This is a genomic window from Xylanibacter caecicola (assembly GCF_013166515.1).
GTDB classification, from domain to species: Bacteria; Bacteroidota; Bacteroidia; order Bacteroidales; family Bacteroidaceae; genus Prevotella; species Prevotella caecicola.
The window spans coordinates 20,888-45,983 of record NZ_JABKKJ010000019.1 but is presented as its reverse complement, the minus strand read 5'-3'; the positions used below and the strand labels follow the sequence as shown (position 1 = coordinate 45,983).

General features: G+C 47.2%; 24 protein-coding genes. 14 read left to right on the top strand and 10 right to left on the bottom strand.

Annotated elements, in window-relative coordinates; translation table 11 throughout:
• Positions 1-1,446 precede the first annotated feature (1,446 nt).
• Positions 1,447-3,702 carry a hypothetical protein gene (locus HPS54_RS10140; RefSeq protein WP_172345338.1) on the top strand — a complete coding sequence of 752 codons (2,256 nt, stop codon included), beginning with the start codon at positions 1,447-1,449 and terminating at the stop codon, positions 3,700-3,702.
• A 59-nt stretch (positions 3,703-3,761) separates the two neighbouring features.
• Positions 3,762-3,914 carry a hypothetical protein gene (locus HPS54_RS10135; RefSeq protein WP_172345337.1) on the top strand — a complete coding sequence of 51 codons (153 nt, stop codon included), beginning with the start codon at positions 3,762-3,764 and terminating at the stop codon, positions 3,912-3,914.
• Positions 3,915-4,132: 218 nt separating this feature from the next.
• Here HPS54_RS10135 and HPS54_RS10130 read toward each other — a convergent pair whose 3' ends face one another.
• The 7 genes from HPS54_RS10130 to rpmH all read right to left on the bottom strand — a co-directional run bounded on the left by HPS54_RS10130 (position 4,133) and on the right by rpmH (position 10,145).
• Positions 4,133-5,068, bottom strand: coding sequence for a nucleoside recognition domain-containing protein (locus HPS54_RS10130; protein ID WP_338142815.1), 936 nt, complete (start codon positions 5,066-5,068; stop codon positions 4,133-4,135).
• Between the two features lie 3 nt (positions 5,069-5,071).
• Positions 5,072-5,758, bottom strand: a complete 687-nt coding sequence (locus HPS54_RS10125; RefSeq protein WP_172345335.1) for a NigD1/NigD2 family lipoprotein — start codon at positions 5,756-5,758, stop codon at positions 5,072-5,074.
• The gene (locus HPS54_RS10120; protein ID WP_172345334.1) at positions 5,759-6,940 is read right to left on the bottom strand and encodes a 1-acyl-sn-glycerol-3-phosphate acyltransferase; all 1,182 of its coding nucleotides are present in this window, start codon (positions 6,938-6,940) and stop codon (positions 5,759-5,761) included.
• Between the two features lie 90 nt (positions 6,941-7,030).
• A complete protein-coding gene (locus tag HPS54_RS10115) occupies positions 7,031-8,047 on the bottom strand; it encodes a D-alanine--D-alanine ligase (RefSeq protein WP_172345333.1) in 1,017 nt (338 codons plus the stop codon).
• Positions 8,044-9,120, bottom strand: a complete 1,077-nt coding sequence (locus HPS54_RS10110) for an RluA family pseudouridine synthase (RefSeq protein WP_253951985.1) — start codon at positions 9,118-9,120, stop codon at positions 8,044-8,046. Before HPS54_RS10110 ends, HPS54_RS10115 begins: the two co-directional genes overlap by 4 nt.
• A gap of 51 nt (positions 9,121-9,171) precedes the next feature.
• On the bottom strand, positions 9,172-9,885 hold the full coding sequence (locus HPS54_RS10105) for a PASTA domain-containing protein (RefSeq protein ID WP_172345332.1): 714 nt from the start codon (positions 9,883-9,885) through the stop codon (positions 9,172-9,174).
• A 104-nt stretch (positions 9,886-9,989) separates the two neighbouring features.
• The gene (rpmH, locus tag HPS54_RS10100) at positions 9,990-10,145 is read right to left on the bottom strand and encodes a 50S ribosomal protein L34 (RefSeq protein ID WP_027450624.1); all 156 of its coding nucleotides are present in this window, start codon (positions 10,143-10,145) and stop codon (positions 9,990-9,992) included.
• A gap of 193 nt (positions 10,146-10,338) precedes the next feature.
• Between rpmH and efp the strand changes: the two genes are divergently transcribed.
• The 5 genes from efp (at position 10,339) to HPS54_RS10075 (ending at position 14,366) form a co-directional block, all read left to right on the top strand.
• A complete protein-coding gene (gene efp, locus HPS54_RS10095; protein ID WP_172345331.1) occupies positions 10,339-10,905 on the top strand; it encodes an elongation factor P in 567 nt (188 codons plus the stop codon).
• 164 nt (positions 10,906-11,069) lie between these two features.
• Positions 11,070-12,110, top strand: a complete 1,041-nt coding sequence (locus tag HPS54_RS10090) for a glycosyltransferase family 2 protein (RefSeq protein WP_172345330.1) — start codon at positions 11,070-11,072, stop codon at positions 12,108-12,110.
• 118 nt (positions 12,111-12,228) lie between these two features.
• Positions 12,229-12,921, top strand: coding sequence for a RadC family protein (gene radC / locus HPS54_RS10085; RefSeq protein WP_172345329.1), 693 nt, complete (start codon positions 12,229-12,231; stop codon positions 12,919-12,921).
• A 304-nt stretch (positions 12,922-13,225) separates the two neighbouring features.
• Positions 13,226-13,546: a metal-sulfur cluster assembly factor gene (locus tag HPS54_RS10080; protein ID WP_172345328.1), complete on the top strand. Its 321-nt coding sequence runs from the start codon at positions 13,226-13,228 to the stop codon at positions 13,544-13,546.
• Between the two features lie 55 nt (positions 13,547-13,601).
• On the top strand, positions 13,602-14,366 hold the full coding sequence (locus HPS54_RS10075; RefSeq protein ID WP_172345327.1) for a UDP-2,3-diacylglucosamine diphosphatase: 765 nt from the start codon (positions 13,602-13,604) through the stop codon (positions 14,364-14,366).
• Between the two features lie 21 nt (positions 14,367-14,387).
• Here HPS54_RS10075 and HPS54_RS10070 read toward each other — a convergent pair whose 3' ends face one another.
• The 3 genes from HPS54_RS10070 to HPS54_RS10060 form a co-directional block, all read right to left on the bottom strand.
• Positions 14,388-14,642, bottom strand: coding sequence for a GNAT family N-acetyltransferase (locus HPS54_RS10070; protein ID WP_172345339.1), 255 nt, complete (start codon positions 14,640-14,642; stop codon positions 14,388-14,390).
• 318 nt (positions 14,643-14,960) lie between these two features.
• A complete protein-coding gene (gene cdaA / locus HPS54_RS10065; RefSeq protein ID WP_172345326.1) occupies positions 14,961-15,731 on the bottom strand; it encodes a diadenylate cyclase CdaA in 771 nt (256 codons plus the stop codon).
• Entirely contained in the window at positions 15,724-16,605 is an 882-nt protein-coding gene (locus tag HPS54_RS10060) for a dihydropteroate synthase (RefSeq protein WP_172345325.1), read from the bottom strand. The genes cdaA and HPS54_RS10060 overlap by 8 nt, the downstream gene beginning before the upstream one ends.
• A gap of 408 nt (positions 16,606-17,013) precedes the next feature.
• Between HPS54_RS10060 and HPS54_RS10055 the strand changes: the two genes are divergently transcribed.
• The 7 genes from HPS54_RS10055 to HPS54_RS10025 all read left to right on the top strand — a co-directional run bounded on the left by HPS54_RS10055 (position 17,014) and on the right by HPS54_RS10025 (position 25,088).
• Positions 17,014-17,523: an RNA polymerase sigma factor gene (locus HPS54_RS10055; RefSeq protein ID WP_172345324.1), complete on the top strand. Its 510-nt coding sequence runs from the start codon at positions 17,014-17,016 to the stop codon at positions 17,521-17,523.
• Between the two features lie 45 nt (positions 17,524-17,568).
• Positions 17,569-17,991 carry a hypothetical protein gene (locus tag HPS54_RS10050; RefSeq protein WP_172345323.1) on the top strand — a complete coding sequence of 141 codons (423 nt, stop codon included), beginning with the start codon at positions 17,569-17,571 and terminating at the stop codon, positions 17,989-17,991.
• 11 nt (positions 17,992-18,002) lie between these two features.
• The gene (locus tag HPS54_RS10045) at positions 18,003-18,452 is read left to right on the top strand and encodes a DUF6108 family protein (RefSeq protein WP_172345322.1); all 450 of its coding nucleotides are present in this window, start codon (positions 18,003-18,005) and stop codon (positions 18,450-18,452) included.
• Between the two features lie 48 nt (positions 18,453-18,500).
• A complete protein-coding gene (locus tag HPS54_RS10040; RefSeq protein ID WP_172345321.1) occupies positions 18,501-19,352 on the top strand; it encodes a hypothetical protein in 852 nt (283 codons plus the stop codon).
• A 158-nt stretch (positions 19,353-19,510) separates the two neighbouring features.
• Positions 19,511-20,659 (top strand): MFS transporter, encoded by a 1,149-nt coding sequence (locus HPS54_RS10035; protein WP_172345320.1) that lies wholly within the window; start codon positions 19,511-19,513, stop codon positions 20,657-20,659.
• Positions 20,660-20,805: 146 nt separating this feature from the next.
• A complete protein-coding gene (purL, locus tag HPS54_RS10030) occupies positions 20,806-24,543 on the top strand; it encodes a phosphoribosylformylglycinamidine synthase (RefSeq protein ID WP_172345319.1) in 3,738 nt (1,245 codons plus the stop codon).
• Positions 24,543-25,088, top strand: a complete 546-nt coding sequence (locus tag HPS54_RS10025) for a chromate transporter (protein ID WP_172345318.1) — start codon at positions 24,543-24,545, stop codon at positions 25,086-25,088. The genes purL and HPS54_RS10025 overlap by 1 nt, the downstream gene beginning before the upstream one ends.
• Positions 25,089-25,096 lie beyond the last annotated feature (8 nt).

The window sequence follows — 25,096 nt, the reverse complement described above, 5'->3', positions numbered from 1 at the left end:
CTCTTTCAAAGAACTCTTTCTCTATTCGCTCCAAAAGGCGTAAGCCTCAAAAGCGGATGCAAAAGTACTGAGTTTTTACATTACTTGCAAGCTTTTATAAAACTTTTTTCACAAAATATACGATTTTATCCGAAGAATTGATAAATGTCAAGTGTGCGCAAACGGGGACACATTATTATATAATATACGAGTCGGGAAAATATGTATATCAGAACATATTGTCCCAATGCAGGGGCATAGTTTTTACTTCGTTCTACAAAATGTCTTGTTTTTGTCTGTACGCCGAGGTGAACATGGTTGAAGGCGCAAGTTATTATTCCGAACTCACGCGCTGATTTGTAAAAGAATCGGTAAAATATTTTAGGGGGAGTGAAATAAATAAGGAAAACAACAAGAATGGTGTAAAGTGAAAGTTGTCAGAATCATTGTGTGTAGATTTGTACCCGATAACGTCTTTGTAAAGCGTTTCAGGAGCACTTTTCATCTATTGTAAAGGCAGTTGGTAAAGAACTGAAATGAGAGTGAAGTATATTAGGAAAATAATAAGAAAAGTGTAAAGTAAAATCAGGTAAAGTCAGTCACTTTAAAATGTTCGTGACAAAGCTATGGGTTACGCTGCATAAAGCTATGGGTTATGAGGCATAAAGCTATGGGTTATGATAATTCATAATTTATAATCGCAGCTTTGTCGGTGAAAATTTATAATCGCAGCTTTGTCGGTGAAAATTTATAATCGAAACTCTTTGCAACGATGACTTTTTTATCCTGACACAACATCGTTTTGTCGTGAAAATGACAGATATGACAGATGTTTTCACGGTTTACTTGAAAAAAATTAAAAAATGAAGAAAGGGTGCCGCCCCTCTATTTTTAATTTATTTTACGGAAGTTATAAAAACATCTGTCATATCTGTCATTGGCAACCGAAAACAGCACGCAGATTACACTTGTCGGAGTAAAACTGCATAACGTAATTTAACGAATTAGAGACAACGGACAGACGGACACGAGAGGATATATTATAAGGGAGGGGGCGAGGAAGGAAAGGAGGAATACGCAGCACTATACAGGCGAAACGGGGAAAAAGAAAAAGGAAAGAGAGACTTATTATATGTTATGTGGAGGGCAAGGAAAGTGCAAACGTTTGCATTTAGAAACGTTTACATTTTCCGACATAATACATTCTAAAAAGAGAAAACAACATACTTTTGCAAGTGTAAGCCCTTATTAAGAAAATAATGAAAAGCAAATCGGCAAACACTAACACGTTGAATATCAACATCTCCGACATTTTTATCGTGGGGGGGTAATTTGTGCTTGCTAAATAATTCCGGTTGTTTTTTTAATTTTTATAAGTATATACATCGACATGTTTGTATCGGTGTAAAAATCTTTATGTCAATACCGACACATCTTTTCACAAAAATACTATTAACTAAAAACAATATGAAAAAACTATTCATTTTTTTATCGGTCATGTTGCTGTTGGCGGTATCTGTCACTGTCAATGCGACAAACAAAGTGGCATACGGAGAAGGAGAACTCACCGCAATTCCGTCTGATCCTGCCAATACTTATTACTTCTGCATATCTGAGATGGGAGAGAACGGAGAGCCTGCGAGGTTCAAGATGTCACCGTCTCGGGTTCGTAACGGAGGCGATGTGCTGGGAAATCTCTTTTCGTTTAACATACAGGACTTCCTTTTACAAACAGACGCGGATGGCTATATACACTATTGGATAGAAAACGGAGACAAGAGTGTAAGCTACAGACCACACGGGGACAACAATGACAATTATGAATTGGGAACAAAGGAACCGACAGACGAAAAATATGCCGGCAAGAACACCAAGTATGAAGCATACGGAAAAAGCAAGACTACAGCGGCATCTGAGCATAAATTTAAATTGAAAAAGAGCACCGGAATGTCTTACACATGGCTTCTCAATACAGAAAACAAGTTGGAGATTATCATCAACAAAGAATATTTCGGAGGAGAATTGGATGAGGGAGGATATTATCTGGTAGGTAATCTTACGAATGCGAAAGCTACCGAAGATATAGACCCTACAAATTCACAGCACCGCCAGTTTATGAAAAAGTACTGGTTCAAAAACGGTTTTGCATATACGACGGAAACTGAAAATGCAGACAGCATCGTCTATCGTGCCACTGTAACAAGACCGAAGAACGGATGGGGTCAGCTTTATCTTGCCGTATTCAGCAAGACAGGTATAGATAATTTTAATAAAGGCAACATGACAGCAAGTTGGGATGCGGCAATACGTCCGGAAGAGCAATGGGCTTACAGCCATGACGGTGATGCATACAACGGCGTTGACGCAACGGCGCTTCACGGAGGTTTGTTTACCAAAGGTATGGCTCGTTCCAACCAGGCTTTGAACCCCGTGGTGTCCGACGACATAGAGTCATACACATTCTCCATGAATGCCACGACATCTACTTACCGCATCGCATTCAACCACAGCCTCTACATTATGGGACCCGCCGTGGGCAACAGCGATGACAGTGATGCAGAAGGTTGGTCGTCTGCAAATCCCGACAAGCAGACCAAGCATGCCTACAAGTTGGTTTATGATGCTGACGAATCGTGCTACAAGTATATTGGAACAGACGGCAACGAGGAGACGCCGGTGCCGCTTACGGCAGGCAAACAATTCGCTTTCGTATATAACAAGAACTTCAAGAACACATTCTTTGAAGAAGACATCGTGGTGCCAGTAGACCTGTCAGGAACAACAGAAGAGAAAAAGGAAAGCAATAATTACAACATCAATCCCAAAGACAGCTATGGGAACAAGGATACGCAATATGTAAACTTCCTCCGCACGGCTGCAAACCAGAGCAATGCCGAGTATAACGAGGAAAATGTCAACGCCTGCACGTTCAATCTTCCAACCGGCGAATACTTTATCCGTCTGTACATACGCCAGTCTCCAAACGACCCCGACCTTACAAAGATCTACTACGTCATCCGCGACCGCAAATACAATTTTTATTGTCCGAATGCCGATGCCGAAAAGATTGGCGGATACACAACGTTCAGAGCTTTCTGCGATTATCATGCCGTAATAGTGCCGGAAGGCATCGACGTGTTCACCATAGGCAATGCCAACAAGGCGGAAAGAACAGTGACGATGAAATCTTATGATCTTGGTGACGAGCGTGTTCTCCCGGCAGAGATGCCTGTTATCTTGGCGAGAAAGGACAGAGGAGACGGAGAACGCACGCAGGCAGTGACAATGGAATACTATAAGGAGCCTAACCAAAAACAGAACAAAGCAAACGGCGACAACCTTCTTAACGGACAGATTAGCCGTACGGAAATTCCCGTTACGACAGAGGATAACAGAAGCAACTTCATATTCGGATACAAGAGACTCAACACTTCAGACCCGTACGTTACAATAGGTTTCTTCGTTCCGGGTGCAGGCAAGTGCTCAATAAACTCCGCATATATAACTCTCGACAAGGATTTTCTTGACGGAAGCACAACTGCCAAGGCATTCAGACTTGTGTTCGACGGCAGCGAGACTACCGACATAAACGGTATTGATGCAGAAACGGAGTCTCAAGTGGAGAACAACAGTTATTACACGCTGCAGGGTATAAAGACCGCCGGTCGCCCCACAGCAAAAGGTATATATGTATTTAACGATAGAAAAGTTGTAATCAAATAAAAGAAAGGAGAGGTTTAGACATGAAGAAATATATCAGCCCCAAGATAGAAATCATTGATATGAGAACGTATGACTTAATGGAGAGCGAGATAATTGTCAGCTCACAAGAAACGTCTCAAGATCCTGATTTAGGAGACGAAAACGAAGGTGCGATGTCCAAGGAAGACGTGCTCGATTGGGATGAAGCAAGTTACAGTATATGGGATGATTAAGGTACCAGACGTAAAAAGTTTGATTTTGGGATAATGAAAGCCCGGTCGTGATTATATGACCGGGCTTTATTTTGCCCGGTTTGCCTAATATTAATTCGACGAATTAATATTCACTGTCATATCAACATGAGTGCGATGATTTACATGTATTTTATATTCTCAAGCCTTTTATATAGACAAGTGTCATAAGCGTCACAAGTGTCGCGGAATGCGAAAAATCATCTCGCCACGGCAGAAACAAGGCTTCTCATACCCTTACGTCCCCACACAACAACAAGGGCAAAAAGCACTCTCGTGGACACAATCCAGAAAGCACTGATGCCAACAGCAGCAAATACACAAGTATCCTCAATAAGCGAATGGTTCATTATAAGATGATAATTTACATCGTTTGCCTCCTCCTTTGTTATCACGCCCCGTTCTTCTAGATCTGTCATAACTGCACATCCGTAGGATATTCCAAGCACATTGCCGACAAGCCACATGTACGACGAATCTTCCGGAAGTCCGAAAAGCCTCATCAACGGACGTAACGGACGCGACAGACGGGGTATGAGATTGTACAATTCCATGAGCCTCTGAACAATCATCAGTCCGAATATTATCAAGAAAATCATTACAGACAATTTCAATGATGACAATATCCAACCGCCAAGCATCTTCCACACTGTGACGTTCTGAATACTATGCACAGCAAGACCAAACGGCTCTGTATTTTCCGGAAGCACGGCATTGAGATAAAAAGCACAGACAAATGCCATAACTATACGTATGAGACTCATACGTATAAAAGAGGAACCGGTCTTCCTTGCCACGGCACTTTCCATAGGCAAAGCATGACACAGACATATCATCAGCGATATTATCGTTGCCTGGCGCAACGTAAGAACCATAGACAACATCACAGCCATACCGGCATAACCCGTAACAAACGCTCCTGTAAGAAATGCTATTGCCGAACTGCCGGGCAAACCGACATAACGGAATACAGGGTCGATACACCTTGCCATGACTTCTATCACACCATAGAACTGCAACAGACTGACACACAGCGACACAGGTATCATAATCTTAAGAAGCCAAAAAGAAGTCTTGACCGTTGAAGGGAACGCTCTCTTTACAGATAAAAGCAAATTACGAAAGAAGTCATTCATTTTTCAGAAAGAAAATGTTTTTGTCACCATACCGCCATAAGTATTCACTCTGACAGATATTTCATCACCACCGGAAAGTCCTCCGGGAATGTCATTTACCGGTATGCTCACAAACGCCGTAACAGAATAATACTCTGGCAGTCCCATGCGATTGTGAGTCAGAATAAGATTTATACGCCTGCCGCCGGTGTCTTTTTCGTCTGCGCCTTCATACAGCAGGCCCAGCACATGCTTGATGTTTTCATCATCGGGATTACCTGTCTTTATTGACAATTCCATATTGATATACTTGCCGTTTCTACTACGCCATGCACTGACAAGTGTCACAGGATCAGCGACAGGCGCTTCTTCAACATCAGCCGAATTACGTATCTTCGGCGTCAACACAGGCGACGCAGCAATAGGTTGCGCACACACGGAACCGTCTAATGCCTCAACCTTATTATAATAAAACAATGCACGATAGACTGTATCGGGTCTCTCCGCCCATTTACATGCAAACGACGGCAACACGACCAGATGTTCATCATCATCGGTGACAATACTTACAAAACGCGCGGAAGCATCGGTTCTTGCCTCTACAAAATCCGCGCGCATGTATGAAAGTGCACCGTCACCGGCATCATAGGCATCGTTCTCACACGCAGCCAACAGCACTATCAACGAAAACAATAACAGCAATCTTTTCATTTACGCCCGCTCTATTGCCGAAAGATAATTGACAGCAGGATTGGCATACATCTTCAACATACGTTCATAAAGAAAAGATTCATCCTTATTAGGAATGTCTATCTTCGCCATTTGCCCTGCAAAATATTGTTCAAATACAGCCTTATCCTCCAATGTGTATTTATCGTTATGAAGCGCAGTACCGCCAAGCATGTCAAGCGCAACATAGTTTATAGGGAACAGACAATAGTTGCGATGTATCTCTTTGTCTATATGTGCCGCCACGGCATCAAACACATCTGTCTTCGGAAGACCGGCTGCTTCACCATACAAATAGTCATCTATACACGGCGAACAGTGATAATGTATACGCCCTTTATATCCCATTATACCGGTCTGCATGCTGACTACGTCGTCATGAGCGGACTTTTTCCAACCTTCGACATCGCGTTTCAGCTGAAACTCGGCAGCTTTAAGGAAATCGCAGGGGTCATATTCGTATGAAATAGACAACGGAACGATGTGCAGTCCGGCAAGTCTCTCGACGACACTCCCCTGCCCTCCCATTGCCATCATCTTCAATATTGCAGGCTGCGTACGGTCGTTTGAGTCCTTCGCTCTACCTTCACGCTGGGCAATCCATATATTATCGTTCTTTTCATTTATGACAAAGTGCATATACTCCGAAAGAGTTCTGCTCGCCGCCAACGTCTCTCTCGGCGACAGCCCCCGACGCACTATAAACGACTTGTTGACACGCACCAGATCTTTCACCCACGGCAGAGAGAGCAGGTTGTCGCCTATTGCTATCTCACAGGTCGTATCAAATCCCGCATCAATAAGCAGTTTGTCAAGAAAAGCCGAGTCAAGGACAATGTCCCTATGATTACTCACAAATGTGTAACGCTTCTTCTTGTCTATTGCCGCACGGTCCATGTCAATGCCTGCAGAAGTCTTTTTCAAAAGACCGTTAAGGAAATCATAGCAAAAAGCAAACTGGAAATCCAGATTTGTCCGACACGCCATCATCTTCTGCCTTACAGCCTCCAACGGTGCCCCCGGCAAGATATAGGCAATGACCTGTCTGAACTGCGTATCTTCCAAAAGCCGTTCATATACAGCGGGCAATTCTTCCGGATTAAACGGGCGTATTCCGTCAAACTTGCTCAAATCGCAACCTGCGTTACAAGAATTATGCTCCATAATCATCTGTCATAATAAAAAACCGCTTATAAAACAAGCGCTCCGCTACCGGAGACAAGCCCATTAACTTATAAGCAGTCCGTATGTTTCTTACTTAAAACTGTTCTCCACTATATCCGTCAGCACTTCCGACATATCAAGTCCGGCAGCCTTTACCTGCTGGGGAATAAAGCTGGTGGCTGTCATACCGGGAGTTGTGTTTATCTCCATCATATTGACCTTGTCAACAATCTCGCCGTTGCTTCCCTTGCCACGGGTTATGATATAATCGATACGTATTATTCCGTTACAATGAAGTATCTCATATATGCTCTTTGTTATCTCGTTTACACGCCGTGTGGTTTCCTCACTGAGCCTTGCCGGTGTAATTTCCTTCACCTGTCCGTTGTACTTCGCATCATAGTCAAAGAACTCATTGCTCGTAACAACTTCTGTTGCGGGCAGCACAACAATATTGTCTGCGGAGCGGTAACAGCCCACCGAAATCTCCGTTCCGTCCATATAGCTTTCCACCATTACGTCTTCGCTCTCAAGCATCGCCTTACGTATAGCCGGTGCAAGCTGGTCTTTATTCTTGACCTTGGAAACTCCAAAACTGCTGCCGTCGGCTGCAGGCTTCACAAAACACGGCATACCGATACGTTCTTCTATCTCATCATCGCTTACAATCTCCTCATATCCTTTTCTTATAAGCAAGCTGTCTGCAACGCTCACCCCATATCCGCGAAGATACTGGTTGAGCACAAACTTGTTGAAAGTCATGGCCTCTACGAGCACGTCGCTTGTAGAATAAGGCAGATGTATAAGCTCAAAATATCCCTGCAATATGCCGTTCTCTCCCGGCGTACCATGTATCGTGATATAAGCATAGTCAAACTGCACAAGCGTGCCGTTCTCCATAAACGAAAAATCGTTGCGGTCAATTTTTGCCGTGGTGCCGTCATGCAGGTTCACATGCCAGTCGTGCCCTGTCATTTCTACAATATAAACATTGTAGCGATCTTTGTCAAAAAACGTATAAAGCCCTTGAGCAGAGCGCAAAGACACACCGTGTTCAGAAGAGTCGCCGCCACATACGATGGCTATTGTTCTTTTAAGATTTTTCATATAGTATCATTATTTAAATCGTTTCCTTTAATATATCTCCTCCACTTGTCCACCAACATAGCCAGATCTTCGGGCAACGGTGTTTCAAAATCCATTTGTCTGCCGGTAGACGGATGTATAAAGCCAAGTGTTCTCGCATGAAGTGCCTGGCGCGGACAAATCTTAAAACAGTTCCGGATATACTGTTTGTAGCTGCCGCTTCGGTTTCCGCGTATTATCTCGTCGCCACCATAACGTTCGTCACAGAACAGCGGATGCCCGATATGCCTCATGTGGGCACGTATCTGATGCGTTCTTCCCGTCTCAAGTATACACTCCACCCACGTAACATAGCCGAAACGCTCTATCACCCGATAATGGGTTACGGCGGACTTGCCTATACCCGACTCCGGCGGAAACACAGCCATGCGCAGCCTGTCTTTGGGGTCGCGCCCTATATTGCCTTCAATCCGCCCTTCGTCCTCGACAAAGTTACCCCACACAAGTGCATTATAGCTGCGACGTGTTGTCTTGTTGAAAAACTGACAGCCCAACTTTGACTTTGCCTCAGGCGTCTTCGCCACCACCAGCAGTCCGCTTGTATCCTTGTCAATCCTGTGCACAAGCCCCCCCACCTCAGGGTCGTTGGGATCATATTCCGGATTGTTTCTCAGATGCCATGCAATGGCATTCACCAGCGTTCCATGATAGTTGCCGCATCCGGGATGAACGACAAGCCCGGCAGGCTTGTCCACCACCATCAGTTCGTTGTCCTCATAAACAACCTTCAACGGAATATCTTCTGCTTCTATCGTGTTTTCATAGAACGGTCTGTCAAGCATCATGACGACCTCTTCAAGAGGCTTCACTTTATAATTGCTCTTCACGGGATTACCGTTGATATATATAAATCCGGCATCCGCAGCACGCTGTATACGGTTACGGCTTGTGTCATGCAGTTTGTCCAGCAGGAATTTGTCTATTCTAAGAGGTTCCTGCCCCTTATCCACAATCAGGCGGAAATGTTCGTACAACGACTGTTCACCGTCGTCCTCCACCTTATCTATATATCCCTCGCTCATTGTTTCATTCATATCAAAAAGCCGCAATCCGAATAATAGCACACATCATACAGAGAGCATCGGTCACTCCGGTCCGTCCACAACCTCAAAGTCGTCACCTTCTCCCGAGCCGGATCCGTCATCTTCGTATATACCTTCCATGTGTACTCCACGCTCACGATGTGTCAGAGAGTCACCATAAAAAAAGTCACTGTCGGTATATATCAAAGAATCGTTCATATCGCGCATGCCGTCACCGACCTGTATAACAAGAATGTCTTCTACAGAGACCTTATCACCGTTACTGATGTTCCGTCCCTTACACTTCACCCCGTATACCCAGTCTTTTTCTCCTCTCACATACTGCGGCGAACCTACCTTAAAGCCCATGGCTATGAGTTTCGCCCTTGCCTCGCGATAAGAATTGTTATCTATTATATCCGGCAAGGTAAGCATGGGCGAATGTGCCGAATTTATAATAAGGTATATCACACGTCCCGACTTCACCGCCTTTCCCGGCTCAGGACTCTGTTCGAGTATACAGTCGGGCGACAATGAGCGTACATATCCCGTATCCGAAATCACCACATCCAGTCCCTTTTCCAACAATATATTTTCCGCATCTGCAAACGTTTTGCGCCTTACATCCGGAATAACGATTTCTTCTCCGTGCCTGGTATATTTGTCTATGCCCAATTTCACACCGACAACCAGCAGCACGACAACCAACGCCATGGCTGCCATATTGCCCCAAACACGCATGCTCAGACACTTTTTAAAGAAATCGCCGGTCTTCATTTCTCAACGTTTGTTTTCCTGCAAAGATACATAAAAAACAGAAAGAAGCAAAGCATTACTTTACTTCTTTCTGTTTTCCTTGTGAATTTCTTCAGAAGAAACGATTACTTACCGTGGTTCTCATCAGAAACAGTCAGCTTCTTGCGACCCTTTGCACGACGCGACGCAAGTACACGACGCCCGTTCTTTGTTGCCATTCTTTCACGGAAGCCGTGCTTGTTCACTCTTCTTCTGTTGTGCGGCTGAAATGTTCTTTTCATTGTTGTTTATTTTATTTTATTATTATTTGTTTTCACACTTTGGGCTGCAAAATTACATATTTCTTTTTAAATAACCAAGAATTAAGCGTTTTTAGTGGATTGTTTTATGTTTTTTTGCAAAATTATAGTAACTTTGCAGCCTGTAAATCACTTACTTAAGGCAAGTAATTTTAATAAATAAAGTAAATTCATTATGATTAAATCACAAGACATCAAGAAAGGAACTTGCATCCGCATGGATGGCAAGTTGTACTTCTGTATTGACTTCCTCCACGTTAAACCGGGTAAAGGCAACACCATCATGCGTACGACATTGAAGGACGTTGTCAGCGGACGCGTACTTGAAAAGCGTTTCAACATCGGCGAAGCTCTCGAGGATGTACGTGTTGAACGCCGCCCGTACCAGTATCTCTACATGGATGGCGCAGACTATATATTCATGAATCAGGAAACATTCGACCAGATTCCTATCGCCAAAGACCTTATTACCGGAGCCGACTTCATGAAAGAAAGCGATATTGTAGAGGTTGTCAGCGATGCCGACACAAACACTATCCTCTATGCAGAGATGCCCGTCAAGACCAACCTGCGCATAACACACAGTGAGCCGGGTGTCAAAGGCGACACTGCAACCAATGCCACAAAGCCCGCAACTCTCGAGACCGGTGTGGAAGTACGCGTGCCGCTGTTTATCAACGAGGGCGACCTAATACAGGTTGACACACGTGACGGCAGCTATCTGAACCGTGTAAAAGAATAATAAATATATAAGGTAAGGAACCGGAAACATCCGCGACAGCATGCGGAACTATGCCAAAGGTTTCTTACCTTTTTGCTTTTTTCACGACAATCCTTTTTCTTTATGGCACCGCAACGCCGAATGCGGCAAAGCCAAAAGCCCCCACATACAACCCTAAACACACTATGAAATATTCCGTTATCGTTCCCGTATACAACCGTCCGGATGAAGTGGACGAACTGTTGGAAAGCCTCACGACACAGACTTTCAAGGATTTTGAAGTTGTCATCGTTGAAGACGGCAGCACCCTCACATGCAAGGATATATGCAAAGGATATACCGGGGCGCTGGATATACACTATTTTTCCAAGGACAACAGCGGACCGGGAAAGAGCCGCAACTACGGTGCCGAACGTGCAAAAGGCGAGTATCTTATCATTCTCGACTCGGACGTTGTACTGCCACCGGAATATTTCAATGCTGTAAACAGAGAACTGGAAAATGAGGATGCCGATGCTTTCGGCGGTTCCGACAGTGCACATCTGTCATTCACCGACACACAGAAGGCAATAAGCTACTCGATGACGAGCTTCTTCACAACTGGCGGAATACGCGGGGGAAAGAAGAAAAAGCTCGACAAGTTCTATCCGCGCTCATTCAACATGGGCATCAAGCGCGATGTTTACAAGGCATTGAACGGTTTTTCCGAGATGCGTTTTGGTGAAGACATAGACTTTTCCATACGTATATTCAAGGCAGGATACAAATGCCGTCTGTTCCCCGACGCATGGGTATGGCACAAGCGTCGCACAGACTTCCGCAAGTTCTTCCGCCAAGTTTACAACAGCGGCATAGCGCGCATAAACCTCTACAAAAAATATCCCGACTCTCTTAAGCTCGTCCATCTGTTGCCAATGGTCTTTACCGTTGGGGCTATTGCCCTCATACTTACTTCGGCAGTAGGGCGTATTCTCATGGAATACGACGACATAGACAAATGGTACTGGCTCTGTGCCGCACCGTGGCTGCCCCTCATCGCCTATTCCCTTCTAATCTTCATCGACTCGTCACGTGCAAACAAAAGCATGCGCATAGGCATCATGAGCATTGGTGCCGCTTTCGTGCAACTCATGGGTTACGGCTGCGGATTTATCAGCGCATGGTGGAAACGCTGCGTTCTCGGACAGAACGAGTTCCACGCTTTCGACAAGACTTTCTATAAATAATCTGCCGGTTGGCAAAAGGAGATAGAAGAAGATAAGGGAATATAGAGGGAGATAGAAGACATATGTGAATATCCCGAACCTATACTTTAATATTATATAATACCATACTACACCGCAAATGAAGAAACTGAGCATCAACGAATGGGACGAGGCGGATCGCCCGCGCGAGAAACTGGAGCGGCTCGGGGCACAGGCGCTGTCGAATGCCGAACTGCTCGCCATACTCATTGGCTCCGGTTCGAGAGACGAGAGTGCGGTGGACTTGATGAAACGTGTGCTTGCCGACTGCAACAACAACCTCAACACATTAGGGAAAATGGGCATTCCCGACCTAGCCGGAGGGCGCTACAAAGGATTGGGACCGGCAAAGGCAATAACGGTGCTCGCCGCATGCGAACTGGGCAAGCGCAGGCAGATAGAAAAAGCGGAAGAGCGCAGACATCTCAACTCTGCCGACGCCATATACGAATATATACACCCCATCATGCAGGATCTTGACACCGAAGAAGCATGGATACTGTTGCTGAACCAGAATTACAAACTAATAAAAAGCATACGTCTGTCACACGGTGGAATAACGGAAACGGCGGTGGATGTGCGCGTAATAATGAAACAGACGTTGCTTAACAACGCCACTGCCGTGGTGCTTTGCCACAACCACCCGAGCGGAAACTGCCATCCGAGCGGAAACGACGACAAGATTACAAAACACATATCGCAAGCCTGCGAAACCATGCGCATACATTTTCTCGACCACCTCATCATCACCGACGGACGGTATTACAGCTACAGCGAAGAGGGAAGACTGTAGTTCTTTCATTACCGGCTATATACCGACAGGCGGCTTCATAAACTCTCCGACAACAGGACATTGTGGTTCAAAAGCCGGGATATTGGCGTCATACAGGCACAAAAAGCATGTCTTCTTTGGCATTACACCCTTTTTAGAGTATCTTTGCATAAGATAAGCTACGCCTCAGCAATCTTAAACAAGTTTCATTGCATTCAGCTTGCATTATCTTTGCATAAGATAAGCGGCACCTCAGCAATTTGAAACAAGTTTCATTGCATTCGGTTTGCATTATCTTTGCATAATACAAAAGCATCTAAAGAATATGGAACAAGCAGAGAAGACACGTATTGAAGAAAAAATAGTGGATGTACTTAAAACAGTCTATGACCCCGAAATACCGGTGAACATCTACGACCTCGGACTGATATACCGCATCGAGGTGAAAGAAGACAGCACCGTAGAGGTGGACATGACGTTCACCGCACCCACCTGTCCGGCAGCCGACTTCATACTGGAAGATGTGCGCCAGAAGGTAGACGGACTGCCCGAAGTGACATCGGCAACGGTAAATCTGGTCTTTGAACCGGAGTGGGACAAAAGCATGATGTCCGAAGAGGCACGTCTGGAACTTGGTTTCGAATAGTACAACACATAGAAACGGCAGCACGCCGGCTACATTTCACAAACACCAAAACAGGATGAAAAACATCTATTTCATATCCGACGCCCATTTGGGATCGCTCGCCATAGAACATGGAAGGACACAAGAGCGAAGGCTGGTACGCTTCCTCGACGACATCAAGCACAAGGCTTCCGCCATATACATGTTGGGCGATATGTTCGACTTTTGGTACGAATACAAGCATGCCGTACCAAAAGGCTACACGCGTTTTCTCGGCAAACTGTCCGAACTCACCGACATGGGAGTGGAAGTGCACTATTTTACGGGCAACCACGATATATGGATGTACGGATATTTAGAAAACGAATGCGGTGTCAACATACACTCCAAGCCAACCACAACAGAGCTTTACGGGAAGATATTCTACCTTGCCCACGGCGACGGTCTGGGCGACAGCAACCGCAAATTCATGTTCATCCGCAGCGTGTTCCACAACAAGACGTGCCAGCGTCTGTTCAGTATGCTTCACCCGCGGTGGGGCATCGGCTTCGGACTTGAATGGGCAAAGCACAGTCGTCTGAAGCGTAAAGACGGGAAAGAGCCGCCGTATATGGGTGAGGACAAAGAGGAACTGGTGCTCTATACAAAGGAATATATGAAGACACACAAAGACATTGACTTCTTCATATATGGTCACCGGCACATCGAACTCGACCTCATGCTGTCGCGAAAGACACGCATGATGATTCTCGGCGACTGGATATCACAGTTCACCTACGCAGTATTCGACGGCGAACATCTGTTCATGGAGGAATATGTAGAGGGCGAAACGAAGCTTTAGTACAACGTTATTTCACGGCATTTACGGATGCCGTTCAAGCCATTTTGCCGCATAAGGGCACGTGCCGGCACGCTCAAGCCCCTGTTCCGAAGCATATCCGTATGCTCTTTTCACAAGTGCCGCCGCTATGCCACGCCCTTCCACTGGACGTGGCACTATTGTATGTATGATGTCCAACACTCCGTTTTGCAAGCGGTATTCCACGTATGCCGTATGCCCGTCGACAACTGTTGTAAACATGTTGCGCGCCTTATCATGATTTATTGTATATTCCATAACATCCTCGTTTATAGATTTCATCAAACCGTTATGCCGCTTTCGTGGCAGTAGCGCTAAATTAGATATCATGTCTTAAACGGACAAATATATTTACATAAATAAATCTATAAGCTGCAAATAAAGGTGAAACATCGCACGATTGCATCGAGGTTTTAACATACGAAGTTATGAGAAGTTATGGGAAATTATGTGGCTAAAGCCACAGAAAATAAAGGACAATAGCTTTGAAACAAGCAACAAGGCATACGTCTTTTATCTTCCTATATCTTCTTCTATCTCCCTTTATCTTCTTTTCACACGCCCCATCAAAACATCTCAGACACCCAATTCCTTTGTGAGGATACTCTCCAACTCCTCCGCCGAGAGCCTCAATCTGAATTTTCCGTTTATCGCCACGGCTATGCGCCCCGTCTCTTCAGACACCACAACGGTTATGGCATCGCTGTGTTGCGACATTCCCATGGCGGCACGATGACGCAAACCAAGCTCTTTCGGGATATCTATGCTATGGCTGACAGGCAATATACAACCGGCAGCACGTATGCGCTTTTTTAAAATTACCATAGCCCCGTCGTGCAAAGGCGAATTCTTGAAAAAGATATTTTCCATCAAACGCTGGTTTATCTTGGCGTCTATCTCCTCGCCTGTATCCACAATGTCGTCGAGCGGAGAATGGCGCTCGATGACTATCAACGCGCCGGTTCGCGACTTGCCCATGCTCATACACGCCATGACAATAGGCATTATGCTTTTCTTGCTTGTCTTGTCCGACTTGTCTTCCGATGAAAACAGTCTCACTATAGCCCTCATCCGCTGATGTGCTCCGAGTGTATACAGAAACTTGCGTATCTCATCCTGGAACAGTATTATCAGCGCTATCGTTCCCACGCTCACCAACTTGTCCATGATGCTTCCCAACAGGCGCATCTCCAATATCTGACTTACAAAGAGCCACGTGGGTATGAATACCATTATGCCGATGAACACGTTGAGCGAGCGCGACTCCTTCATCAGTCTGTAAATATAGTACAGCATCAGCGCCACTGCCACTATATCGACAATGTCCTTTATTCCGAATTCAAACATTTTCTGCCGTTTCCTCCATTATTCTTACTGCCTCCGCGCAAGCCCTTACATCGTGTACACGGAGTATCGACGCCCCTTTGGCAAGCGCAATGGTATTTATTACTGTTGTTCCGTTGAGCGATTCATCGGGCGTGGAACCGAGCAAACGGAATATCATCGACTTGCGCGATGCCCCGACAAGCAACGGCAGTTCCAGTTCGAGAAGACGCTCCAGCCCGGCAAGAATGGCATAGTTCTGCTGCAAGGTCTTGCCGAAGCCGAACCCCGGATCAAGTATTATATCCTTGACACCAAGCTCGCGCAACAGTCTGACGTCTTTGGCAAAACCCATCATCATGCTTCTCAGCGACGGTTGTGATGACATTAATATATAAGGTACGCCGAGCCGTGCCGCCATGCGAAACATCGGCGGATATGCTTCTCCCTCCTGCCTTGTTCCGGCTCCGCCGTTTTCAGTACTATCCGAACCTCCGAAAGCTCCGTTGACATCTCCGCCCGACACGTCGTTGACGATGCCTGCACCAAACTCCTCCACCGCCATGCGTGCCACTTCCGGACGGAACGTGTCCACAGACAGCGGCACATCGGGCTGACAACGGCGCACCACCGTGAGAGCCATGCGCATACGCGTCATCTCTTCCTCCGCCGTAACCTCTGCCGCTCCGGGGCGCGTTGAATATGCCCCGACATCTATTATAGAGCCGCCCTCTTCCACTATCCGGTCTGCACGGTCGGCTATTTCCGCCTCCGTCTGTTTGCGGCTTCCGGCATAGAACGAGTCGGGAGTGGCATTAAGTATTCCCATAACTTTAGGATGCGACAGGTCTATCAGCTTTCCGCATACGTTTATGGTGTAATCCAAAGGTCTGTTCATAAACAATAAAATGTTCCGCAAATTTAATCATTATTATCTTAACGGCACACTGTTTTGGTGTTTTTTATAATGATATTATAAGTCTATAAGTCCTATAGAACCTATATGTCCTATAAACCCTATAAAACCTGCAAATTGCCAAGACATCATCTCCCGTCATGCAATATGCCGCCTTTCAGACTGCGAAATGCCGTCTTTTAAAGCCTGAAAGGTGCCCTTTTGGAAGCCAAAAGGTATTATCCTGGTTTCCAACGGGTTACAAAGAAGATAAAATTTTCATATTAAAACAGCATTATGATGTCACAAAATCGTGTCTCGAACGTTTATACAACAAGAACGGAAAACAATATACCGCAAAACGGCATGACATCTGTTAAAGCACAGTTTTCGCACCGTTCATACCGAAATATGAATATAGAACAATTCAACCGCAATATAGTAACGATGAGAAACGAACTTATGGCAACCGCCATAAGGCTCTCCGGCAACAGCGAAACGGCAGAAGATCTCGTACAGGAGGTCATGCTGAAGTTGTGGAGCATGCACGGCGAACTTGACAGACATACATGCCCCAAGGCTCTCGCACTTACCATACTGCGCAACAAATTCTATGACGGCAGGAGACATGCACGGCACGAGATGACGGTCACACACGTACAGCAGGACCACGGCAAGGAAGACACCACGGTGGAGACGGCGGACGAAATAGACGTGATAAGAAGAATAATGGACAGTCTGCCGCCTCTTCAGTCGCAGATATTGAGGATGAAGGAAATCGACGGATACGACAAGGAGGAGATAATGAAGATTACGGGTTGCACGCCCGAAAGCCTGCGACAAAATCTGTCGAGGGCACGAAGGAGGATAAAAGAGGAATTCATGAGAATAACGGCATACAACGCCATGAACCGCGACTGACACAAGGCAAGGCACATACATATTTCACAAGAAAGGACAGACAGTATGAACAAGGACAGGAAATACATAGAAAATCTGATAGAGAAGTATCTCGACGGCGATACATCCAACAATGAGGAGAAGTTACTACGCAGATATTTCACAAACTCAGGGAATGACATTCCCGACGAGTGGAAAGCCCTGCGCGCGCTTTTCGGATATGAGACCGTGCAGCGCAAGAACGCATTGCGTAATACAAGAACAGGCGCCATACGCATATACATCAGATATGCGGCGGTGGCGTCGGCAGTGATTCTTATTGCCATTCCGATAATGATGCACCGCAACGGCACATCGGGCAATTACGCCGTCATCGACGGAAAGGTGTGTACAGACAGTCGCATCGTGACATCGGAAGCGGAAAAGGCGCTTATGATGGTGGCAATCGGAGAGGATGAGACATTCGAAGCTTTGGGACAAATACAATAAACACTACTCACATGAAAAAGCAAACGGCAAAAAGACTTGCGGCGGTCATCTTTTCGATATTTACCGCCGTAATATCGGTAACGGCGCAAGACGGGCTCGGCATCGGCAGGATTTTCAGCAAATACGGACACATGAAAGGGTGCAAAATGGTGGAAATGAACAACACAAACCTGCACGGTCACAGTCTGCGCGTATATAAAAGCCTTACATACAAGCACATAGGCAGCAACATAGAGACAATACTGAAAGAAGACAGGCGCAAAGCGCGGAAGATACGCGAGGTGGTGGACAACGGCGTAATCACAAGCGGATACTACATGATGCCGGCTCTCGACGACGGCACAAACCGATATATCCTCTTCAGCAAGAGCGCATACGGCAGCGGCGCGGTGATATATATCGAGGGCAGGCTGTCGCCCGACGACATAATGCAGATATGTTATGCGAAGAAAAGAAAATGAAAAGGGAAACGGAAAAAAGCATATAAACAAACAAGAAAATATATCAGTATGAAAATCAAAACATTTTTCAGCCTCATCGTCATGGCTCTTGCAGCAACCAATGTAGCGGCAGAAGCAAACGACACCACGCTAATTGTAAACAACCGCAAGATTGTGATTGCCATGGACAGTGCCGAGACAAAGGTTTCGGTTTACGATACATTGGACAACAAACTGACAAAGGCCTACGAAAGCACGTTTGTAGACGGGCAGCAGGTTGAACGCATATATGTAGGCTCGCCGTTCATCCCCAAGAAAGGCAACCGTAAGTTCAAGGCGACACTGCCTACATTCTTCATCGGAATGAACGGGCTGACTGAAGGTTTTGCAAACAACAGCCACAGCAATCTTCAGACGCGTAACAACAGCTCATGGGAAGTGGGAATAACGCCAATTGTGCTTACCGGAACTCTAACCAAGGACGGACGGTTCGGCATTACCGGAGGTGTACAATGGTCTCTTGCATACAACCACATGCAGAACGGATATATCATGAAAGCCAACAATGTGGAACATTTTGCCGAATATCCTACCAAGAAGAACTACATGAGGTACCAAAGCGTGCGCGTTCCGCTTATTGTAGACTTCCAGACGGGTAAAAAGAACATATTCTATACAGGTCTGGGCATATCTGTGGAATGGCGTGAAAATCTCAGCCATAAATACAAATACAACGTCGACGACGGATTTATGACAGTAAGAAACACACAACGCGTCAATCACTGGGGAATGAACCTCGAGTACCATATAGGATACGATTGTTTGCAACTGTATGCCCGTGCCGCTCTCACACCGCTGTACAAACTCAACGACGGAACCAAGGCATATCCGTTTGCCGTAGGTTTGGGTATCACGCTATGATGCGTACAGAAACCCGGATACAAGCAAGTAGAGACTTGCCGTAAATCAAATAATTGCCCCGCCGATGTTTTTTTAACATTGACGGGGCTGTTTGTTCTTTGCCGTCATGATGTCTTAAGCTACCTTTGCAGCCTGAAAACAAAGGATAACATGCAACAATGAAGAAAAGTCTTGTAGCCCTTGCCTTCGGTACACTGGCATTGGGCATCACGGAGTATGTGATGATGGGCATATTGGCAGATGTGGCGTTGAGCCTCGGTGTGAGCATTACAAAAGCGGGGCATCTGATTTCCGCCTATGCCTTAGGTGTGACATTCGGTGCTCCGTTGCTCACCGTGGTACACAAATACGGTCCGAAGAACATACTTCTTGTACTTGCGGGAGTGATGCTTTGCGGAGCTGTCTTGTCTTCGCTTGCACCCGACTATTATACACTGCTCATCGCGCGATTTATCTCCGGACTGCCTCACGGAGCCTACTTCGGTGTGGCATCGATAGCCGCCGTGCGCCTGGCAGACGAGAAACATCAGAACAGTGCCATGTCGGTGATGGTTGCAGGCATGACCGTGGCAAACCTCTTGGGCGTGCCTCTCGGCACTGCTCTAAGCTCGGGAATATCATGGCGCGTACCGTTTGTATTCGTCATAATCGTCAGCATCGCCGTACTTTATTATATATGGAAGTGGGTTCCCGACATCGAAGCTCTGCCTGACCACGGATATAAACGTCAGTTCGGTTTTCTGAAAAACGGAGCGCCATGGCTGATAATCATCGCCACGATGCTCGGAAACGGCGGCATATTCTGCTGGTATAGCTATATATCGCCGATACTGACCGATGAAGGCGGATTTACAGAAGCCATGCTGCCATTGCTGATGATTGCTGCCGGAGGCGGAATGGTGATAGGAAATATTCTCAGCGGACGGTTGTCGGACAGATATTCGCCGGGACGCGTGGCAGGATATACGCAAGGACTGGCGGCGGTGGTGCTGCTTTCCATATTTTTCTTTGCCGGATACGGCTGGGTGTCGGCAACCCTAATGGTAGTGTGCACGGCATGTCTTTTCGGTGCAAGCGTGCCGCAACAGTTTCTGATACTCAAGCATGCGCCCGGCGGCGAAATGCTGGGAGGGGCAAGCATACAAATGGCTTTCAACCTTGGAAACGCCCTCGGGGCTTTCTGCGGAGGACTGCCCATAGACGCAGGACTAAGCGTCAACTATGCGGCACTTACCGGCGTGCCGTTCGCATTCGCTGGTTTCTGCCTGCTGATGATATTCTGCAAGAGATATGAACAGCGGCAATAAGACCGGCGGATACGATAGGACTATCTGCCTAAATGGTCTTATAACGCCCACAAAAACAATGTTTTATTTTGCCAATCGCCCGTTTTGATGTATCTTTGCACACAGTATAGGACAACAAATAATATTCTAAATATATACACCGGATTATGATTCTCTTTTTTAGAACTCCCTCACAGAGCGTGATTGCGGTACAGACCGATCATCGCCCGGGCAGGGAAGAAATCGACGAACTTAGTTGGCTGTTCGGCAATGCAACGCTTGAGAACACAGAAAAACTTGACGGGTTCTTTGTCGGACCGCGCCGTGAAATGATTACTCCATGGAGTACCAATGCCGTAGAGATTACACAGAACATGAATCTCAGCGGCATTTTGCGTATAGAGGAATACTTCCCGGTAAGCAGTGCCGAGGCTGAACACGACCCTATGTTGCAACGAATGTACGAGGGTCTGGACCAGAACATCTTCAACGTTAACCTTCAGCCCGAGCCGATAAAGCACGTGGAGAACCTCGAAGAGTATAATGAACAGGAAGGACTGGCGCTGTCTCCCGAGGAGATTGACTACCTGCACAACATAGAAAAGCAGCTGGGACGACCGCTGACAGACTCGGAAATATTCGGATTTGCACAGATAAACTCCGAACACTGCCGGCATAAGATATTCGGAGGGGTGTTCGTTATAGACGGAAAAGAAATGGAATCGTCGCTCTTCGCCATGATTAAGAGAACGACAAAGGAGAACCCGCACAAGATATTGAGTGCCTACAAAGACAATGTGGCATTCTCTGCCGGACCGGTAATAGAACAGTTCTCGCCTGCCGACCAGACCACATCAGACTATTTCCGCATAAAGGACATAGAGAGCGTGATATCCCTCAAGGCAGAGACACACAACTTTCCCACAACAGTGGAACCATTCAACGGCGCCGCAACGGGAACAGGCGGCGAGATACGCGACCGTATGGGAGGAGGCGTAGGCTCATGGCCCATAGCCGGAACCGCCGTTTACATGACATCTTATCCAAGGCTCTCTGAGACCTCGGAGCCCTCCGAGAACTCCGAGTCCTCCGCCCCCCGTTATCCTCTAAAGCCCCGCAAGTGGCTCTACCAGACCCCGGAACAAATTCTTATAAAGGCTTCCAACGGTGCCAGCGACTTCGGAAACAAGTTCGGACAGCCGCTCATCTGCGGCTCGCTGCTCACATTCGAGCACAAGGAAGGTGATGAAAAATACGCTTACGACAAGGTTATAATGTTGGCAGGAGGCGTGGGCTACGGCACAAAACGCGACTGTCTGAAGAAAGAGCCGCAGCAAGGCAACAAGGTAGTTGTCGTCGGAGGAGACAACTACCGCATAGGTCTTGGCGGCGGAAGCGTGTCGTCCGTAGACACCGGACGCTACTCCAACGGCATTGAACTGAACGCCGTACAGCGTGCGAACCCCGAGATGCAGAAACGTGCATACAACCTTGTACGCGCCTTGGCGGAGGACGACAACAACCCCGTAGTATCCATCCACGATCACGGTTCGGCAGGTCATCTGAACTGTCTGAGCGAGCTTGTGGAAGAATGCGGCGGACGAATAGACATGACAAAACTGCCTATAGGCGACAAAACGCTAAGTGCAAAGGAGATAATAGCAAACGAAAGTCAGGAGCGCATGGGACTGCTCATCGACGAACAGCACATAGAACAGGTGCGCAAGATTGCCGAGCGCGAGCGTGCACCGCTGTATGTTGTGGGCGAAACGACGGGCGACGCGCACTTCTCTTTCGAGCAGGGCGACGGCGTGAAGCCGTTCGACCTCGATGTGGCACAGATGTTCGGACACTCGCCTGTAACCTACATGCGCGACAACACGGTTGAACGCAAATACGAAAACGCGGACTACAGCCACTCCGACAAGTTGGATAAATATGTGTCGGACGTGCTCGGCATGGAGGCGGTAGCATGCAAGGACTGGCTCACGAACAAGGTTGACCGAAGCGTGACGGGCAAGATTGCACGCCAGCAATGCCAGGGAGAGATACAGTTGCCGCTGTCCGACTGCGGCGTGGTGGCACTCGACTACCGCGGCAAAGCCGGCATAGCAACGTCCATAGGACATGCACCGCAGGCAGGACTTGCATCGCCCGAGGCAGGCAGCGTGTTGTCTGTAGCCGAAGCTCTGACCAATATCGTATGGGCACCGCTGTCCGACGGACTGGGAAGCGTAAGCCTGTCGGCAAACTGGATGTGGCCCTGCCGCTCGCAGGAGGGCGAGGATGCACGCCTCTACAGTGCCGTAAAGGCATTGAGCGACTTCTGTTGCGACATACATGTAAACGTACCTACGGGTAAGGACTCGTTGTCGATGACACAGCAATATCCAGACGGCAACAAGATAATAAGCCCGGGAACGGTTATCGTAAGTGCCGGTGGAGAGGTGGAAGACGTGCGCAAGGTGGTATCGCCTGTTGCCGTAAACGATGATAACTCGTCGTTCTATCACATCGACTTCTCATCTGATGAGCTGCGTCTCGGCGGCAGCGCGTTCGCCCAGTCATTGGGTAAGGTGGGCAGTGACGTGCCTACTGTGAAAGACGCTAACTACTTTGTAGACGCTTTCGAGGCTGTGCAGAAGCTGGTAAAGACGGGCTTGTTGCTTGCCGGACACGACATAAGCGCAGGTGGTATGATAACGGCACTGCTCGAAATGTGCTTTGCAAACAAGTGCGGAGGCATGAAGATAAGCCTTGACGGAATGGCATGTGATGACATGACAAAGCTGCTCTTGGCAGAGAATCCGGGCGTAATTGTACAGATTGCGGACAGCAATGCCGAAGCCTTCAAGGCAATCATGGACGAAAGCGGGACGGCATATGCGATGATAGGAAAGCCTGTTGCAGACACACGCACCATAATGGTGAGCAAGGGAGAATTCAGCCATGAGTTCGATATAGATGCCCTGCGCGATGTGTGGTACAGAACTTCCTACCTGTTAGACCGCAAGCAAAGCATGAACGGATGTGCCGAAAAGAGATATGCCAACTACAAGAACCAGCCGATAGAGATGAAGTTCAACAGCGACTTCAGCGGCACACTGGCACAGTATGGCATAAGTGCCGACCGCAGAAACGTCACCGGCATCAAGGCGGCAATCATCCGCGAGAAGGGTACGAACGGCGACCGTGAGATGGCATACTCGCTGTATCTCGCCGGCTTCGACGTGAAGGACGTGATGATGACAGACCTTATCAGCGGTCGTGAGACGCTCGACGACATAAACATGATTGTGTTCTGTGGCGGTTTCTCGAACTCCGATGTGCTCGGATCGGCAAAGGGTTGGGCAGGCGCTTTCCTCTTCAACCCGAAAGCGAAAGAAGCTCTCGACAAGTTCTATGCACGCGAGGACACGCTGAGTCTCGGCATATGCAACGGCTGCCAGCTTATGGTAGAGCTTAATCTCATCAACCCCGACCACGCGAAACGTGCCCGCATGCTTCACAACGACTCGCATAAGTTCGAGAGCGGATTTGTAAGTCTGGACATCCCAAGCAACAACAGCGTGATGCTCGGCTCACTTGGCGGAAGCAAGTTAGGCATCTGGGTGGCTCACGGAGAAGGCAAGTTCTCTCTTCCGGAAGGTGAAGACAAGTACAACATCATAGCCAGATACAACCACGCCGGATATCCCGGAAATCCCAACGGGTCTGACTATAACGTGGCAGGTATATGCTCTGCCGACGGCAGACACTTGGCAATGATGCCCCACTTGGAGCGTGCTATCTTCCCTTGGCAGAACGCATGGTATCCGCTCGACCGTCGCAACGACGAGGTTACGCCATGGATCGAGGCATTCGTCAACGCACGCAAGTGGATTGAAGAAAGAACAAAGAACTGATGAACAACATATACTGGACTTCATTCAAGACATTTTTCAGAATCGGCATGTTCACCCTCGGGGGTGGATATGCCATGATTCCCATTATACAAGGCGAAATAGTGGAGAGGCACAAATGGATGAACGAGGAGGAGTTTCTTGATGTGCTGGCAATAGCGCAGAGCTGTCCGGGAGTGTTTGCAATAAACATCAGCATATTCATAGGATACAAGCTGAGGAAAATAAAAGGGGCGGTATGCACGTGCCTCGGCACCGCGCTGCCCTCATTCCTCATCATACTGCTCATCGCCATGTTCTTCCACAGCTTCAAGGACAACTGCATCGTAGAGGCAATATTCCGCGGCATACGTCCCGCGGTGGTGGCTCTCATAGCGGTGCCGACATTCAACCTTGCCAAAAGCGCAAGAATAACACTCACCAACTGCTGGATTCCGATAACGTGCGCCATGGCAATCTGGGCGCTCGGAGTGTCGCCCATACTTATTATACTGATTGCCGGAACAGCAGGATATATATACGGACGGTATATAAGACCAATCGAATAACAACGACA

What these genes read in the sequence shown, in the direction of transcription:
- HPS54_RS10055 (WP_172345324.1), top strand. Translation starts at nt 17,014, where the DNA reads ATGAATATAGAACAATTCAACCGCAATATAGTAACGATGAGAAACGAA.
- HPS54_RS10125 (WP_172345335.1), bottom strand. Translation starts at nt 5,758, where the DNA reads ATGAAAAGATTGCTGTTATTGTTTTCGTTGATAGTGCTGTTGGCTGCG.
- HPS54_RS10110 (WP_253951985.1), bottom strand. Translation starts at nt 9,120, where the DNA reads ATGAATGAAACAATGAGCGAGGGATATATAGATAAGGTGGAGGACGAC.
- radC (WP_172345329.1), top strand. Translation starts at nt 12,229, where the DNA reads ATGAAGAAACTGAGCATCAACGAATGGGACGAGGCGGATCGCCCGCGC.
- cdaA (WP_172345326.1), bottom strand. Translation starts at nt 15,731, where the DNA reads ATGTTTGAATTCGGAATAAAGGACATTGTCGATATAGTGGCAGTGGCG.
- HPS54_RS10090 (WP_172345330.1), top strand. Translation starts at nt 11,070, where the DNA reads ATGAAATATTCCGTTATCGTTCCCGTATACAACCGTCCGGATGAAGTG.
- HPS54_RS10070 (WP_172345339.1), bottom strand. Translation starts at nt 14,642, where the DNA reads ATGGAATATACAATAAATCATGATAAGGCGCGCAACATGTTTACAACA.
- HPS54_RS10040 (WP_172345321.1), top strand. Translation starts at nt 18,501, where the DNA reads ATGAAAATCAAAACATTTTTCAGCCTCATCGTCATGGCTCTTGCAGCA.
- HPS54_RS10105 (WP_172345332.1), bottom strand. Translation starts at nt 9,885, where the DNA reads ATGAAGACCGGCGATTTCTTTAAAAAGTGTCTGAGCATGCGTGTTTGG.
- HPS54_RS10130 (WP_338142815.1), bottom strand. Translation starts at nt 5,068, where the DNA reads ATGAATGACTTCTTTCGTAATTTGCTTTTATCTGTAAAGAGAGCGTTC.
- HPS54_RS10120 (WP_172345334.1), bottom strand. Translation starts at nt 6,940, where the DNA reads ATGGAGCATAATTCTTGTAACGCAGGTTGCGATTTGAGCAAGTTTGAC.
- HPS54_RS10045 (WP_172345322.1), top strand. Translation starts at nt 18,003, where the DNA reads ATGAAAAAGCAAACGGCAAAAAGACTTGCGGCGGTCATCTTTTCGATA.
- HPS54_RS10115 (WP_172345333.1), bottom strand. Translation starts at nt 8,047, where the DNA reads ATGAAAAATCTTAAAAGAACAATAGCCATCGTATGTGGCGGCGACTCT.
- rpmH (WP_027450624.1), bottom strand. Translation starts at nt 10,145, where the DNA reads ATGAAAAGAACATTTCAGCCGCACAACAGAAGAAGAGTGAACAAGCAC.
- efp (WP_172345331.1), top strand. Translation starts at nt 10,339, where the DNA reads ATGATTAAATCACAAGACATCAAGAAAGGAACTTGCATCCGCATGGAT.
- HPS54_RS10060 (WP_172345325.1), bottom strand. Translation starts at nt 16,605, where the DNA reads ATGAACAGACCTTTGGATTACACCATAAACGTATGCGGAAAGCTGATA.
- HPS54_RS10080 (WP_172345328.1), top strand. Translation starts at nt 13,226, where the DNA reads ATGGAACAAGCAGAGAAGACACGTATTGAAGAAAAAATAGTGGATGTA.
- HPS54_RS10025 (WP_172345318.1), top strand. Translation starts at nt 24,543, where the DNA reads ATGAACAACATATACTGGACTTCATTCAAGACATTTTTCAGAATCGGC.
- HPS54_RS10050 (WP_172345323.1), top strand. Translation starts at nt 17,569, where the DNA reads ATGAACAAGGACAGGAAATACATAGAAAATCTGATAGAGAAGTATCTC.
- purL (WP_172345319.1), top strand. Translation starts at nt 20,806, where the DNA reads ATGATTCTCTTTTTTAGAACTCCCTCACAGAGCGTGATTGCGGTACAG.
- HPS54_RS10035 (WP_172345320.1), top strand. Translation starts at nt 19,511, where the DNA reads ATGAAGAAAAGTCTTGTAGCCCTTGCCTTCGGTACACTGGCATTGGGC.
- HPS54_RS10075 (WP_172345327.1), top strand. Translation starts at nt 13,602, where the DNA reads ATGAAAAACATCTATTTCATATCCGACGCCCATTTGGGATCGCTCGCC.
- HPS54_RS10135 (WP_172345337.1), top strand. Translation starts at nt 3,762, where the DNA reads ATGAGAACGTATGACTTAATGGAGAGCGAGATAATTGTCAGCTCACAA.
- HPS54_RS10140 (WP_172345338.1), top strand. Translation starts at nt 1,447, where the DNA reads ATGAAAAAACTATTCATTTTTTTATCGGTCATGTTGCTGTTGGCGGTA.